Here is a 16,210-nt window from a genome sequence, read left to right as displayed (position 1 = left end):
CTCAACGCTGTTTATCCAGCTTCCAGCCAGTATCGAAATGGGATAGGTTTGCATGTTCCGTTTTCTTTTCGGAAAGGTCACGTTTCATCAGTTTGGCAAAAGGCGAGATATTCTTGTAGGCAACCGTATATTCTACTGTTGCACTTTTATTGTCTTCCTGTAATTGGATGCCTGTAATTTCTGCTACGTCCATATCTGCCACTTTTACCACCTGTACATTATCGTACTTCTCATCTATGCGAATAAGGTACGGCTTTGCTTTCTCCGTAAAATGAACAATAGGTTGTCCGGCATCTTTTAGTTTCTGTGTCTTGTCAATAGTTATCAATCCCTCCGCCTCCATTCCCGCATCCAATAGCTTTCTGGCGCTTGCCGGATCAGTTATGTTGATTTCATACTCATAAACTTTGGGATAATTCTTCGCAGTACGGATTGCTGATGCCGCTTCTTCTTTCTCCAGTTTGAGCTGAGTGCAAGATGTCAGGAACAATACAACAAACCCAAATACACTTACTGTTTTCATAACAATGCTTTTTAGCTATCCAACAATAACGGTCAATCAAAATTCCGACTACAAATTTAAAAAAAATATTTCGGTTCTCAGCACTCTGGAATAGCTGATAATCATAGGGGTACAAGGGGTACAACTTTAAATAGATAAGAAGTTGGACTTGAAACGCCTTGCTCGTCTTCGTTCTTTTGCTATCAGAAACAACAGAATACAAACGGCTTTTAAAGGGTCGGATTGAAAACTGTTAAACGAAAAAAGTAAGCGTATGTTAAAGAACATTTCATGGAGTGACTACATTATTGCAGTTGCCATACTATTAGCCATTTACTACCTGTTTGTAGGTGTAAGGTATTTTTCTGCTGAAATCAAAGATCTGCTTTCAGGGAAACGTAAACCGAAACTCAGAACAATATCTTCTGATAACAACGGCATGTCTGATCCTGGCGATGAACCGGGGCAGCAAGAAATGAGCAGCTTTGAAAAAACAACGGATGATGAGTTTACAGAAGTGGAACATCTCATTGAACGTCTCAAAGCTGTTGTGGCTGATGCCTCCCGCAGAAAGCTAATCCCACAGGAATTTAAACAATATCTGAGCATGGTACTGAAGGAATACCCTTCCGTGCGATACTCGCCCATTCGGTCGTCAGTCAATGAACTGATTGTAACCGAGTGTCAAAAATATGGTGCTGTTACACTCAAGGAAGATGAAGTGGAACTGTTGTGGAAAGAAGCAGTGTAGCAGTCCATTAACGGAGCGTGCTTCCCTGTCCCTCCTGGTGCGTAAGGGCAAAGTGTGGTAGGAATAACAGGTTGTGTGACGGCGAAGCCGCTCTGTTTTTTAGAAGAGTTGATTTCAAATTTTAATAAACGTGTGTTATGGAAATGTGCAGCAGGAAAACAAAAGGAAATAACCGCAAAAAGGTTATCATGATCTGTGTCGCTCTGGCACTATTGGCCATCCACTATGGGGCATTCGCCCAGGATGGCATTCAGGGTATCAATGAAGCCAATACTAAAGTACGCAGCTACTTCTCCGCAGGAACCAACCTTATGTATGCGGTGGGTGCATTGCTGGGTTTGATTGGCGCAGTTAAAGTTTACCAGAAATGGAATGCGGGTGATCAGGATACTGGAAAAGTTGCCGCCGCCTGGTTTGGTAGCTGCATTTTTCTGGTGGTGGTTGCAACCGTTATTCAATCCTTCTTCGGTGTTTAAAAATCAGGAAGTATGCAAAGTGTGCTAACAGAAAAGTTGTGGGCGTATATCGTCCACAACAATCCTGATCTCATGATCAGCTTGCAGGAAGACTACTCAGTCACCAGGTATCTGGAAGAAAAGGTGAACGCTGTATTGCCGATGGTTGAGCAGCTTCTTGGCGAAGGAAGACCACCCTACATCATCGAAGAACTATGCCTCAATGCAATGACAGAAGAATTGCAGCCATCTCGCTATCAGTATATACGCTCGGTTATAGAAGAAGAATTTAATGGGGACTACGAGCGGATGAAGGAAAACGGAACACTCACCTACGAAGTCGTAAATCTCATCGAAACATGCAAAGGCATCTTTAGTGATTTTGATTTTAACAGTGAAAATGAAACAAACAGGCATTTGAGATATGCCATCATTGGGCAGGTACATGATTACCTGGCCTGAGCCAAAAGAAAAGTGAAGAAAGAAAATGTGTGATTATGGCTTACAATGTTTCCCAAAAGCTGAATGATAACCTTCGTGCTATCCGTACAGCGTTGGATTATCAGAACGGTCGTCCGCTTACTGCGGAAGATGTCGCCAGCCTGAAAAAATATGCAGGTTTTGGCGGCATCAAGGCCGTTTTATATCCTTATGGATCACTGGAAGATTGGCAGGCTAATGGTGCTACAAAAGAGGATTTGAAGCATCACGCGGAAATGATGCAAATACACGACCTGCTCAAAGAAAACTACCCGGAAACAGCTTACAAGGAAATCATTGCTTCATTACGTAATAGTGTTCTCACCGCATTTTATACACCGGAAGTAGTACCCCAAACCCTGTACAGCGTACTCTCAGCACAGGGCATTCAGCCTAAAAGATTGTATGAGCCTTCAGCCGGTTCAGGTGTGTTCATCAGCGAAGCGGTTACATCATTCCCTCAACTGGAACAGATTACCGCAGTGGAAAAGGACAGGTTAACCGGATTAGTGCTTTCAGCCATCAACAGTACGCTTCCTGTAAAAACAGCGACGCATATTACAGGCTTTGAAGAAGCACCTGTAAAAGATAATGGCACTTATGACCTGGTAGTGAGCAATATTCCTTTTGGGAATTTCTCGGTATATGATGAAGCCTTTCCCAATAAAGAAATATCGGGTAAAATACACAATTACTTTTTCGCCAAAGGTCTGGACAAACTGGTTGAAGGTGGGTTGATGGCTTTCATTACAACAGATGCTTTCCTGAACAGTCCATCTAATCATACAGCAAGAGAATATCTTTTTCAGCGGGCAGATTTTGTGGGCCTTGCGGTGATGCCTGATAATCTTATGAAAGATACCGGCAATACCGAAGCGCCGAACCATTTGTTGATTGTTCAAAAGAATACGGGAAAGGAAAAGATAAGCTGGGAAGAAGATTGGCTGAATGAAGTAAGGGAAAGAGAAAATGAATTTGGTCGCTTTCCCTATAACTATTTTATCTCTACTCACGATCATGATGTGGTCATGGGCAATGTGCGTAAGCCAGGCAAAAACCAATATGGCAGAGCTACAGAAGTAATTTGGCAGGATGGCGACATCAACCAGATCCGGGAAAGCCTTCATGCCAGTCTGATCAATCAATTTCAAAATCGCTTTAACACTGAATTATATCAGAAGGCGCAAACGGTACTATTACCTGTTCCTGAAAATGAGGGTAAAAAACTCACGTACCTGCCGATGCCGGAAAACCCAACGGAAAGCACTTCGGTACAATTGGGATTGTTTGATACAGCCCCGGCAGAGCAGATCAACCGGGCAATGGCATATATCAATCCACTCGATGAAACGGTTGTGCAAAAAGCATCAGCACGCATCATCGGCACGATACGCACCACCGATAAGCCAAGTCATGAGAATGTTGTATTGCTTACCGCGAAGCAGCACAAAAGCAATCGTTTTTTATATAAGCTTTATTCTAATGTCAAAGAAGTAGATCATCTGTCAGCAAACTGGATGGATGCCCGTTTATTGGGTCATGAGCTGACGGATATTTCCAATTATCTTAAACAATTTGACCATAGTTTCAGGTACGAGGGCGACCAGACACTGGAAGGCTTTTTCCGGTTTGAACAAAAAGTTCCGCTTCCATTTATCGGGCTAAAGCCTTACTACCAGGAAGGAACGCTGGTGGTACACATGGGCAGTGTCGGCACAATTGGCAACCCCGATCCTGAATACAAGCAGGCCGTGTTCCAGCCCCTGGGTCTTCAGGGAAATATTCATTTCTATGAAAACTATGCGGCACTTCGTGACGCTTATCTCGAATTAGCAGCCAAAGAAGTATCAGGGGAAACAATCAACAATGCAGACAGGGATCAGCTCAACAGCAAGTACGAACATTTTGTTGTTGAATATGGTCTTTTGAACAACCCTGATAACCGCAGGCGTATTCTGGAAGATACCGCATTCGGAGTTATTGCATTGTCCTCGCTCGAACGCAGAGAGGGAGAACGGTTTGTTAAAGCAGATATATTAACTCATTCCATTCATCAGGTTAAGGAGCGGTTTATAACCGATGATCCCATTGAAGCCCTTGCTCATAGCCTCAACGATACTGGAAAGGTAGATACAGGCTTCATCAGTGCAGCAATGGGGTTAGATGAAAACGAAGTCATCAATCGCCTCGGTAATCATGTGTACATGAATCCTGCCAGCAATGAGTGGGAAACAGCAGACCAGTATTTGAGCGGTAATGTAGTTGAAAAGCTGCGGCAGGCACAACACCTGTACGGTCAGTTCCCGGATAACCTGCACTATAAAAGAAGTGCGGAAGCCATCGCAAAGGTGCAGCCGGAGCGTATTCCGTTTGAATTACTGGATTTCAATTTAGGAGAACGCTGGATACCTAATTCATACTACGAGCGATTTGCTACATCGCTATTCGAGCTGGACACTACCATCAATTATTTTCCGTCGCTGGATGCCTTCAAGGTAAACACAGGAATGAATATCAAAGTATCCAGAGAGTTCGCTGTTACACCGAAAAGCGGACGTACTACCTACGGATACACTTTGCTGGAACATGCACTGGAGAATACAACCCCTTTCTTTACTTATGAAGTGAAAGGCCCTAATAATACAACCATCAGGGTCCCCGATAATGAAGCCATACAACTGGCACACCAAAAGATCGAGCAGATAAGGAGTGGTTTCATTAACTGGCTGAATGAAATACCGGATGATGAGAAAAAGAACTTGGAAAACCTGTACAATGATACGTTCAACTGCTATGTATTGCGGGAGTTCAACGGCAACCACCTCAATTTTCCCGGCTTAGATAAAAAAGCATTAGGCATTGAGGATTTATATAGCTCACAAAAGAACGCAGCCTGGCGAATCATACAGAACCGTGGGGCATTGGTTGATCATGAAGTAGGATTGGGCAAAACCCTTACCATGATCGTCTCCGCACAGGAGATGAAAAGATTAGGTATTGTGCATAAGCCTATGATTGTTGCGCTAAAGGCAAACGTTAACCAGATAGCAGAAACCTATAAAAAAGCCTATCCTAAAGCTCGCATCCTGTTTCCGGGGCAAAATGATTTTACACCCGCACAACGGTTGCGGCTTTTCCATGAAATAAAGAACAACAATTGGGATTGTATCATACTTACCCATGATCAATTCGGAAAGATACCGCAGTCACCGGAGATACAAAGAGAGATATTTCAAACGGAACTGGACAATGTTGAACGTGACCTGGAAACTGTCAAAGATCTTGGCGGCGACATCTCTAAGAAAATGCTCAAAGGGCTGGAGATACGCAAGAACAACCTTGAGGGAAAACTGAAATCTATCCTGAAAGAGATCGAGGAAAAGAAAGACACAGGTATCAATTTCAAAGAAATGGGTATTGATCACTTATTTGTGGACGAATCCCATAAGTACAAAAATCTCACTTTCACTACCCGTCATAACAGGGTCGCTGGTTTGGGTAATACAGAAGGTAGCCAGAAGGCGCTGAATATGTTATTCGCTGTTCGCGAACTGCAAACACGTTTTAATTCCGATTTATGTGTCACGTTCCTTTCCGGCACACCTATATCCAACAGCCTCACCGAAATGTATCTGTTGTTTAAATACCTGCGTCCGAAAGAAATGGAACGCCAGCATATTGAAAATTTTGATGGTTGGGCTGCTGTATTTGCACGTAAAACAACAGACTTTGAATTTTCAGTGACCAACGAGATCATTGCCAAAGAACGCTTCAGGCATTTTATTAAAGTACCGGAGCTTGCTTTGTTCTATAACGAGATCACCGACTACAAAACGGCAAAACATATAAACCTTGACAAGCCCGAATTGAGTGAAACGCTGGTGAACATAAAGCCAACGCCTGAACAAAGTGAGTTCATTAAAAACCTGATGCGCTTCGCTAAAACAGGTAATGGTGAATTGATTGGTCGTGGCAGGTTGACGCCAGAGGAAGACAAAGGCAGAATGCTGATCGCAACCAACTACGCTAAGAAAATGTCGGCGGATATGCGATTGATCAACGAGTGGAAGTATAGTGATCATCCCGACAACAAAGTAAATGTCAGTGCCCGCAAGATTGCAGAGATCTATAAAGAAACTACCGAGCATAAGGGTACACAGATTATCTTCTCAGACATTGGTACACCCAAGCCTGTTGAATTTAATATCTACGATGCAGTTAAAGAAAAACTGATCAGGGACTTTAATATTCCCGAACGGGAAATCACTTTTATTCACGACTGGACAGATACAAAAAAGCCCGAACTGTTCCGTAAGATGAACAGAGGTGAGATTCGCATTTTATTGGGCAGCACAGAGAAAGCCGGAACCGGCCTAAATGTGCAGCAACGTGTAGTGGCCATGCACCACCTTGATATTCCCTGGAAACCGTCAGAGCTGGAACAACGTAATGGCCGTGGCGCACGCCAGGGCAATCTTATTGCCAAAGAATATTACGGCAACAAAGTTCAGAACTATATCTACGCAGTAGAACAGTCATTGGATAATTACAAATTCAACCTTCTGAAGAATAAACAGACGTTCATTTCGCAAATGAAAAATTGTGAGTTGAACGTGCGTACCATTGATGAAGGTGCGATTGACGAAAAAAGCGGGATGAATTTTTCCGAATATATAGCCATTCTGTCCGGCGACACTTCATTATTGGAAAAATCAAAACTGGAAAAGAAGATAGCTGTAATGGAAAGCCTGAAAGTTTCTCACTTCAGAGAAATCGCACGCAATAAATACCAATTGGAAAATCTGCAAAATGAACAGGCATCCACCGTTAAAACGCTCGATAAACTTGCAGCAGATGAAAAAGTGTACAAGGCCGGCCTTCAACTGGATAAGGACGGTGTAAAAGTTAACCCTATCAAACTGGATACTATCAGTTCAACGGACAGTGAAGCCATTGGTAAACACATCATCAAGCTGTACCAGGACTGGAAGCCTGCTGTTGCAGATGAGCATACAGCGCAGATAGGTACACTCTACGGTTTCAGCCTGTATATCCGCAGGCAGCAGGAAGCCTATGAGGAAAACGGAGTTTTTGAATACCGCTATTCCAATAGCTTTTATGCGCAGCGAAGCAGTGACGGTATTAAGTACACTTACAACAACGGGCTTCCGAATACAGACAATCCTAAGCTGGCGGCAAGACATTTCCTTAATGCGATTGACCGGGTGGAAAGCCTGAAAGAAAAGTATGAGCATACTTTGAACGAACTGAAAACAGAGATACCCAAACTGGAGCAGCTTACTACCAAACCATTTTTACAGGAAGCGGAATTACAACAAATGAAAAATGAACTGGCTAATCTGGAAAGGCAGATAGCCATCAAGATACAGGAAAACCAGTTGAAGCAGCAACAGGTAGCGGAAACCGAACCGGAAGAAGTTATTGATACTCCTGTCATTCAACTGTCCGAAAAAGTGAACGGGCATACTGTTCCAAAAGAAGTGATACTCGCCTCGCAGCAGGTAGCAGAACGTTCCCGTAGCAGGATGCGATTATAAAATAATTAAAAGGAAATATTATGGCAAATAGTGTTTATCAAATTAATAAAGGAATTAACCAGAGCATCGAGTTCAAAGGCTTGAAGGCACAATATATCTGGTATTTAGGCGGTGGTGTCGTGGCGCTGCTCATTGTCTTTGCCGGAATGTATATCATCGGTCTTCCTACTTACCTGTGCATCGGTATCATTCTGACCGCAGGAACATTCCTGGTTATGAAGATTTACGGCATGAGCAACAAATACGGCGAACATGGGTTGATGAAAGCCCTTGCCCGGAAGCAGGTTCCTAAGCTGATCAAGTCCAGGAGCAGAAAAATCTTTATAGGCATTAAAGACAAACAATCATGAAAAGAGAATTGCCGGTGTACAACATCGAAGGAACCGATTTTGTTGTGGACGTTGCCAGCTTGCAACTCTGTGAGAAAGCAAACCCGGAGAACGTAATCCCCCTGTTTGACATGCGGGATGTTGGTGATGGATATGTATTTGATTATAGTCCTAAAGAGAAAAACATACCGAGGTTGTTTAGCGACGATACGGATGTTACCACAGTAAAGATACCAGAGTTGGTGCAGCTTGATCCTGTGGGGATGGCAGAGAAATACGGTTGCTCCGTTCACGAGGTGCAGGGAAAAACAGATTTCGCTTTAATGGTAGATCAGCAGGCGCTTGGAAGGAGGCTGATGGGGCAATTGCCTACCGTGGACATAGCCGGTCACACTTTCTATGTAGATATAACAATGGATATGCTGCGTCCTAAAGATGATTTCGCTTCCAACGGCATCGTCTTCAGACAGATTGACCATTACTACGATGATGACAAAGAGGCTTACGTGATACCATACAATCCAAAGAAACATGAGTTTCAGGAATTGGACTATGAAAACATCACCTCCATTCCTAAAGACCTTATTGTTATTTCCTTCCCGCACGAAATAGTATTAGACCCGGTAGGCTTCAATAGAAAAGGAGGGTGGGACGAAACAGACGGGTTGAAGCTAAAGAACATCAAATCTCATTTTGAGGCGAAGATTATTGACTGGAAAGAAACCGGCATTGAACAAACTATAAAAGAGAATATAAAAAAACAGCAGCAATCCAAACAAGCAGATGAAAGCCGGAAGACCGGCCAGCGGCAGCGTAGAGGCCCAAAGCTATGAGGTAACAATGCCATGAGTGCATTGAAGTGATAACAGGTAAAAAAAGTGAGATGGAAAAAGTGTTGGATGATATTTTACCAATAATGGATGTAGAGCATGACTGCATCCTAAGCAAGCAAGGCGACATGACGGTTGTCTTTAAAGCAGACCTGCCGGAAATCTTTTCGCTTTCCGATCAGGAATACGAAGCCTTTCACCAGGCATGGATAAAAGCAATCAAGCTACTGCCCAAATACAGCGTATTCCACAAGCAGGATTGGTTTTTGGATAGCAGCCATAAGCCGGACTTTACAAAGGAAGATACCAGCTTCCTTAGTCGGGCCAGTGAGCGGTTCTTCAACGAGCGTCCCTTCCTGGCGCATAGCTGCTACATCATGCTCACCAAAAAGCCTGAAGGACGTAAAACAGCCAGCTCCATGTTTTCAAGCCTCCTGCGCAAATCCATAGTGCCGGAAGAAACTTTAAAGCCGCAACTGTTGCAGGACTTTCTGGACAGTGCGGGTCAGTTCAAGCGCATTATGGAAGACAGCGGTTTCGTGAAGCTGACAAGGCTTAAAGAAAAAGAGCTGCGGAGCCATAGCCGTAAGATGGGTTTGATAGAGCAGTATTGCTATCTGTCCGAGCGAAACGATAGTTTCCTGATGGCTGACATCAGTTTTGATGAAGGAATGCGTGTGGGTGACAAGTATTGTCAGCTCTATACGCTGGGAGATGCCGCAGATCTTCCTGCACTGTGCGGTAGCCGTATCAATTACGACAAATACAGTACCGATAAAACAAAGTTCAGCGTTGGCTTTGCTTCTACGTTAGGACAACTTCTACCCTGCAATCACATCTATAATCAATATCTCTTTATTGAAGATGCGCAAAAAACCATTCAAAAGCTGGAAAGCAAAAGATTACGCCTGCAATCCCTTTCGGCGTACAGCAGGGAGAATTTGATTGCAAGGGACGCTACCAATGATTTCCTGAACGAAGCAATCAGCCAACAGCGCCTTCCGGTTAAATCGCATTTCAATGTACTGGTATGGACAGATAACAAGGAAGAACTGAAGGACCTGAAGAATATGGTGTCCTCTGCATTGGCACAGATGGATGCAGTAGCGAAACAGGAAACTATCGGCGCACCGCAGATATTCTGGGCGGGTATTCCCGGTAACGCCGCAGACTTTCCCATGAACGACACCTTCGACACGTTTGCGGAACAGGCTACCTGCTTTCTGAACCTGGAAACGGGGTATCGTTCTTCAGTAAGCCCCGTAGGTATTCGCATGGGTGACAGGCTCACCGGCAAACCTGTTCATGTGGACATCAGCGATGAGCCTATGAAAATGGGCATTTGCACAAACAGGAATAAATTCATACTTGGCCCCAGTGGTTCCGGTAAGAGCTTTTTTACCAACCACATGGTACGCAGCTATTACGAGCAGGGCACGCATATCGTGCTGGTGGACGTAGGGCACAGCTACAAGGGACTGTGCGATATGGTGAATGGCTACTATTTTACCTATAGTGAAGACAATCCCATCCGCTTCAATCCCTTTTATATAGGCGAAGGCGATAGCCTTGATACCGAAAAAAAGGAAAGCATTAAAACCCTGCTCCTGGCATTATGGAAAAAAGATGATGAGGAATTTAAGCGCAGTGAGTATGTAGCCCTGTCCAATGCTATCGGAGGTTATTACAGCTATCTGGAAAAGAATACCAAAGTGTTTCCCTGCTTCAACAGCTTTTACGCTTTTCTGAGGGACGAGTACACGCAGGTGCTGGAAGGCGACCGGGTGAAAGAAAAGGATTTTGATATAAATAACTTCCTCTACGTGCTTCGCCCTTACTATGAAGGTGGCGAATTTGATTATCTCCTCAACGCAACCGAAAACCTGAACTTATTACAGGAACGGTTTATCGTATTCGAGCTGGACAATATCAAGGATCACCCGATTTTATTTCCTGTCGTAACGATCATCATCATGGAAGTCTTCATCAACAAAATGAGGAAGATGAAGGGCATCCGGAAAATGATATTGATTGAAGAAGCCTGGAAAGCTCTCATGAAAGAAGGCTTTGCCGAATACATAAAATACTTATTCAAAACCGTAAGGAAATTTTTCGGAGAAGCGATAGTGGTAACGCAGGAAGTGGAAGATATTATTTCTTCTCCGGTGGTAAAGCAGGCCATCATTAACAACAGCGATTGCAAGATACTGCTTGACCAAAGTAAATATCAGAACAAGTTTGACCAGATACAGGAATTGTTGGGACTAACAGAAAAGGAAAAGGCGTTGGTGCTGTCCGTTAACAAGGCCAATGATCCCGCCAAGAAATACAAGGAGGTTTTCATCAGCCTCGGAGGTATGCTAAGCAAAGTGTACCGTACAGAAGTAAGCCTGGAGGAATATCTCGCCTATACTACCGAGCAAACAGAAAAGGTAAAACTGATGGAATATGCTGCAAAGTTTGATGGCGACATCCGCAAAGGCATTGCGGCAATGGCAGAAGAAATAAGAAATAAAAGCTAAACACCTACTCAATGAAACTGAATAAACTGATATATGACCTACACGTAGCCGTTAAAATGATACTTCACTTCGCGAGGCAGCACCATGCTACGCTCTCTATGATGGAAGGCATATATGTAAGACAGCCGCCGCAAAATGAAAAGATTGCAGGAGTAGATGCCACCCTTACCATAAAGCCCTGTGGCAGCTTCTACCAGGTTACTCGAACAGAATATATAAGTAACACTCCTGAATCTGAAGAAACATGGTTGGCTACCTATGGTTGGCATTCCAACGGCCACCTCATTGAAATAGGCGGAGATCGGTATTGCGTTTTCGAGACAGTTTCAAAATCACTGTACCTCGAAGCACTGACGGAGCAGGGAAAGACAACGATTGAATTATTTATTAAAAATCTATAAGGCATGAAAAAGATATGGTTCATCACAATGTTAGCTACCATGTTACTGGTGGTAGCACCTACGCAACAAAGCCACGCAGTGGTTTGGGTTGTAGTAAAAGCTGCCGTCAAAAAAGTGATCAAGGCAATTGATTTGCAAATTCAGCGATTGCAGAATAAAACGATATGGCTGCAAAACGCTCAGAAAACCTTAGAGAATACTTTATCCAAATTAAAACTGGATGAGATTTCGGACTGGACGGAAAAGCAAAAAGAGCAATACCGGAAATACTATGAGGAACTGGCTAAAGTTAAATCCATTATATCCTACTACCAGCGCATCCGGGATATTACAAAGAAACAATTACGCCTTGTAGATGAATACAAACGCTCATGGTCGCTGATCCGGCAGGACAGTCATTTTACTGTAGAGGAAATTTTTTACATGGAAAAAGTGTATTCAGGCATTCTTGACGAAAGCCTGAAGAACATTGACCAGATCAGCCTCATCATAAAATCCTTCACGACGAAAATGAGCGATGCCAAAAGGCTGGAGCTGATTAACAACGCAGCCGACCAGGTAGATGTCAATTATTCGGATCTGGTGCAGTTCAACAGGCAGAATACTTTACTAAGCCTTCAGCGTGCTAAAACCGAAACCGAAGTGCAGGCAGTAAAAAAATTATATGGACTTCCTTAAATCAGAACGTATGAAAAAGATACTCTTGTTTCTATTGCTGGTTGTGTCGGCAGGGAGTAACCTGCAAGCACAAACTTTTGCAGAATGGTTTCAGCAAAAGAAGACACAAAAGAAATACCTGCTTCAGCAAATTGCTGCGCTCCAGGTGTATATCGGCTATGCTAAAAAGGGCTACAACATAGCCAAAGATGGGTTGAACACTATCGGCGGCTTCACCAGGGGAGAATTTAACCTGCACACGGATTACCTAAATTCTTTGAAGTCCGTGAACCCGGAAATCAGGCGTTATCCAAAGGTTGCGGATATAATCGCCTTACAGGTAAAAATTGTACAAAACTACAACCGCACTTACGGCAGGCTTAACAGCAGCGACGCCTTTAGCAACGATGAGCTGGCCTACATCAGAAGGGTCTTTGGTCGGTTGCTGGACGACTGCGATAAAAGTCTTGACGAGCTGATTACGATTACAACAGATAGCAAACTGGAAATGAAGGACGATGAGCGCATTGCAAGGATTGATAAGTTGTATCTGGACATGCAGGACAAATACACTTTCTCGCAAAGTTTTTCCAACGATGCAAAATCGCTTGCTGCATCCAGAATCAAAGAAAAAACAGATGTACAAACCAGCCGTGTATTACAGGGCATTAAAAACGAGTAACTATGAAAAAGCTGATCATACTGATATCGCTATCCTTCCTGGGCATATTGCCTGCCTTTCGTGCATCTGCGCAGGCAGATGAGATAGCGCAGCTCATACTCAATATTGAGAAACTGGCGCAATTCAAGCAAATACTTAGCGACATGAAGAAAGGCTACGAAATTCTTAGCGGAGGATATAACACTATCAAGAATATTTCAGAAGGCAACTTCAGTTTGCATAAGGCTTTTCTTGATGGCTTGATGGAGGTAAGTCCGGCGGTACGCAATTACCGGCGTGTGGCAGACATTACCAATTACCAGATCATTCTGGTTAAAGAATACCGTAAGGCTTATGATCGCTTCCGGCAGGACAACAATTTCAATGCAGATGAGCTGGCTTATTTGGGTCGTGTATATGATAATCTGTTTAAAGAAAGTCTGCGCAACCTCGATGAGTTGCTTACGGTAATCACGGCAGGCAAAGCTCGTATGAGCGATGATGAACGCTTGCAGGCCATTGACCGGATATATGCAGACATGCAGGATAAACTGATGTTCCTACGGCATTTTAATAACAATACTACAATACTGGCAGTGCAAAGGGCGAAGGAGCGCAACGACGCACAGACCATCCGAAAAATCTATGGGTTAAACAATTAAACAGATAAATATGGCAAAGTGTAGAAAGGCCGCCTGGCTGGCGGCAGTGGGTTTGATATTGCCTTTTATAAGCCATGCGCAGGGAATAGCTGATGAAATGAAAGGCTTGCATGGTGTACTGGAGCAACTGTATGATGAGATGATGCCTCTGTGCAGCCAGTTAATCGGCGTAGGACAAGGATTAGCAGGCTTTGCAGCTATGTGGTATATCGCCTCCCGTGTATGGGGACACCTGTCAAGAGCAGAGCCTATTGACTTCTATCCGCTCTTTCGTCCCTTCGTGATTGGCTTCTGCGTGTTATTTTTTCCAACCGTCGTTCTTGGTGTGATTAACGGTGTGATGAAGCCTACGGTAACTGCAACCGCTGCTATGGTGGAAGGTTCCGATAAGGCTATTGCAGTTCTCTTGCAGAAAAAAGAAGAAGCCATCAAGAAAACAGATGTATGGCAAATGTATGTGGGCGAAAGTGGCAGCGGCGACAGGGATAAATGGTATAAGTACACGCACGATAATGAAGACCCTTCAGACGAAGGTTTTTTCGAGAGCATTGGCAATGACATCAAGTTTGCCATGTCCAAAGCCTCTTACAATTTCCGCAACTCCGTAAAAGAATGGATGAGCGAAGTGCTGAGGGTACTCTTTGAAGCGGCATCACTGTGTATAGATACGCTACGAACGTTTCAGCTAATCGTGCTGGCCATCTTAGGCCCTTTGGTGTTCGGGATTGCAGTATTCGACGGTTTTCAGCATACGCTCACGGTCTGGATAGCAAGATATATCAACATCTTTTTATGGTTGCCCGTAGCAAACATCTTCGGAAGCATTATCGGCAAAATACAGGAAAAGATGCTGGAGCTGGATATATCACAGGTACAGGATTATGGCGATACATTCTTCAGCAGAACGGATATGGCCTACCTGGTCTTCATGATTATTGGCATCATCGGATACTTTACCGTTCCCTCCGTGGCTAATTATATCGTTCACGCTGGTGGCGGTGGCGCATTAGGTCATAAGGTCACCAGTTTATTCGGCAGTTCTTCCAGAACTGTGGTCAACACTGCATCTGCGGGTGCAGGCATGGCTGTGGATGCTATGGGCAGTGCAGCAAACCGCATGTCGCAAAGTATGGCAAGCAGTGGTGCATCTAACCCCTATTTCGGCGATAGCAGTAGCGGAAACTCTGGTTACATGAACGATAAACTAAAGGGCAATTCATAATAATCTAAAGGAGGATATATGTTCAAAAAGATGAAAAATATTGATACGGCATTCCGGCACGTCAGGAGCTTTACCCTGGTTGTGATCATCGGCTGTGTATTGATCTGCTGTTTTGCATTGTACAAAAGTTTCAGTCTGGTATCGCAGATGCAAAGCAAAATATACATTCTCGCTAACGGCAAGGCACTGGAAGCCTACGCTTCGGAGCGAAAAGATAACATACCTGTTGAGGCAAAGGATCACGTAAAAACATTTCACAAGCTGTTCTTCACACTTGACCCTGACGACAAAGCCATTACCGCAAATATCACTAAAGCATTATACCTGGCCGATGGAAGTGCGAAACGTGCTTACGATGATCTGAAAGAAAATGGCTATTACGCCGGGCTTATTTCCGGAAATGTCAATCAGACTATTGTGGTGGATAGTGTTGCGGTAGATATAAACGAGTATCCCTACAAATTCCGGTGCTACGCTACACAAAGCATTGTACGCCCTACCAGCGTTACAACCCGCAGCCTGGTAACCGATGGGGCGTTGCGAAATGTATCACGGAGTGATAATAACCCGCATGGCTTTCTAATTGAACGATGGAGTACGATTGACAACAGGGATTTAAAAACAGTAAGCAGGCGCCAATAAAAATAAAGATCATGAAACTATTTCCTAAAAGAAGAAAAGGCAATACCGAAGCTAAGTCCAATGCGATTAGCAAAGGCATGGAGGCAGGCTATAAGCGTTTGCAGGGTGGCTGGGCAAACTGGATGATGAAGCGTACGGAGAAATTCTCACGTCGTACATGGCTCGTGCTGCTTGCGCTCTTTGTGATGTTCACCAGTTCATACAGTGTTTATCTGGCGGTGAACGCTTTTACGGGCAAAAAAGGCAATTCAATCACTATAACGCCGATTAAAAAGCCGAAGCACGCTACTGAAACAGGAGAAACAAAAACAGACGCTGCCGAGGTATCGGAGGCAGAATACAGCCGCATCAAAAACTTCAGGGTGTATATGGATAGCCTGGCGCGAAGTCCTTCTGGAAAAGCCCTGTACGACAGCATCAATAACCATCGTCCGGGGCTGATGGATAGTGTGAGGTTTATTGAAAATTATTATCAACAATTAAAACAAAAATAGAAATGGAAAAGCAAGTGAAAACTCCGAAAATGATTAGGCAGCGC

15 protein-coding genes are annotated in these 16,210 nt (G+C 43.9%); 14 read left to right on the top strand and 1 reads right to left on the bottom strand.

The annotated features are described in order from the left end of the window. Position 1 precedes the first annotated feature (1 nt). Positions 2 to 523 (bottom strand): hypothetical protein, encoded by a 522-nt coding sequence (locus tag JK139_RS05455; RefSeq protein WP_218330737.1) that lies wholly within the window; start codon positions 521 to 523, stop codon positions 2 to 4. 253 nt (positions 524 to 776) lie between these two features. On the opposite strand from JK139_RS05455, the gene JK139_RS05450 reads away from it, so the two are divergent. The 14 genes from JK139_RS05450 (at position 777) to JK139_RS05385 (ending at position 16,166) form a co-directional block, all read left to right on the top strand. Beyond that, positions 777 to 1,253 (top strand): hypothetical protein, encoded by a 477-nt coding sequence (locus JK139_RS05450; protein ID WP_054282511.1) that lies wholly within the window; start codon positions 777 to 779, stop codon positions 1,251 to 1,253. 188 nt (positions 1,254 to 1,441) lie between these two features. Then, positions 1,442 to 1,729 carry a DUF4134 domain-containing protein gene (locus JK139_RS05445; RefSeq protein WP_198315080.1) on the top strand — a complete coding sequence of 96 codons (288 nt, stop codon included), beginning with the start codon at positions 1,442 to 1,444 and terminating at the stop codon, positions 1,727 to 1,729. 12 nt (positions 1,730 to 1,741) lie between these two features. Beyond that, a complete protein-coding gene (locus JK139_RS05440; protein WP_054282509.1) occupies positions 1,742 to 2,170 on the top strand; it encodes a DUF1896 family protein in 429 nt (142 codons plus the stop codon). Between the two features lie 35 nt (positions 2,171 to 2,205). Then, the gene (locus JK139_RS05435) at positions 2,206 to 7,746 is read left to right on the top strand and encodes a helicase-related protein (RefSeq protein ID WP_218330736.1); all 5,541 of its coding nucleotides are present in this window, start codon (positions 2,206 to 2,208) and stop codon (positions 7,744 to 7,746) included. A gap of 20 nt (positions 7,747 to 7,766) precedes the next feature. Beyond that, positions 7,767 to 8,096, top strand: coding sequence for a DUF4133 domain-containing protein (locus JK139_RS05430; protein ID WP_054282507.1), 330 nt, complete (start codon positions 7,767 to 7,769; stop codon positions 8,094 to 8,096). Then, positions 8,093 to 8,908, top strand: coding sequence for a hypothetical protein (locus JK139_RS05425; protein ID WP_054282506.1), 816 nt, complete (start codon positions 8,093 to 8,095; stop codon positions 8,906 to 8,908). The genes JK139_RS05430 and JK139_RS05425 overlap by 4 nt, the downstream gene beginning before the upstream one ends. Before the next feature lie 50 nt (positions 8,909 to 8,958). Continuing rightward, positions 8,959 to 11,427, top strand: coding sequence for a TraG family conjugative transposon ATPase (locus JK139_RS05420; RefSeq protein ID WP_054282505.1), 2,469 nt, complete (start codon positions 8,959 to 8,961; stop codon positions 11,425 to 11,427). An 11-nt stretch (positions 11,428 to 11,438) separates the two neighbouring features. Further along, positions 11,439 to 11,828: a hypothetical protein gene (locus JK139_RS05415; protein WP_054282504.1), complete on the top strand. Its 390-nt coding sequence runs from the start codon at positions 11,439 to 11,441 to the stop codon at positions 11,826 to 11,828. A gap of 3 nt (positions 11,829 to 11,831) precedes the next feature. Beyond that, positions 11,832 to 12,506 (top strand): hypothetical protein, encoded by a 675-nt coding sequence (locus tag JK139_RS05410; protein WP_054282503.1) that lies wholly within the window; start codon positions 11,832 to 11,834, stop codon positions 12,504 to 12,506. A 10-nt stretch (positions 12,507 to 12,516) separates the two neighbouring features. Further along, positions 12,517 to 13,167 carry a hypothetical protein gene (locus tag JK139_RS05405; RefSeq protein ID WP_218330735.1) on the top strand — a complete coding sequence of 217 codons (651 nt, stop codon included), beginning with the start codon at positions 12,517 to 12,519 and terminating at the stop codon, positions 13,165 to 13,167. Positions 13,168 to 13,310: 143 nt separating this feature from the next. Next, entirely contained in the window at positions 13,311 to 13,808 is a 498-nt protein-coding gene (locus JK139_RS05400) for a TerB family tellurite resistance protein (RefSeq protein ID WP_228733130.1), read from the top strand. A 10-nt stretch (positions 13,809 to 13,818) separates the two neighbouring features. After that, positions 13,819 to 15,030 carry a conjugative transposon protein TraJ gene (gene traJ, locus JK139_RS05395; RefSeq protein ID WP_054282501.1) on the top strand — a complete coding sequence of 404 codons (1,212 nt, stop codon included), beginning with the start codon at positions 13,819 to 13,821 and terminating at the stop codon, positions 15,028 to 15,030. 18 nt (positions 15,031 to 15,048) lie between these two features. After that, positions 15,049 to 15,672 (top strand): conjugative transposon protein TraK, encoded by a 624-nt coding sequence (traK, locus tag JK139_RS05390; RefSeq protein WP_218330733.1) that lies wholly within the window; start codon positions 15,049 to 15,051, stop codon positions 15,670 to 15,672. An 11-nt stretch (positions 15,673 to 15,683) separates the two neighbouring features. Beyond that, complete coding sequence (locus JK139_RS05385; protein ID WP_054282499.1) at positions 15,684 to 16,166, top strand: hypothetical protein; 483 nt, start codon at positions 15,684 to 15,686, stop codon at positions 16,164 to 16,166. Positions 16,167 to 16,210 lie beyond the last annotated feature (44 nt).

The sequence above is a fragment of the Hydrotalea lipotrueae genome (assembly GCF_019249625.1).
In the GTDB taxonomy this organism is placed as follows: domain Bacteria; phylum Bacteroidota; class Bacteroidia; order Chitinophagales; family Chitinophagaceae; genus Hydrotalea; species Hydrotalea flava.
The sequence above is the reverse complement of the archived record's forward strand: the minus strand, read 5'-3'. Positions and strand labels throughout refer to the sequence as shown.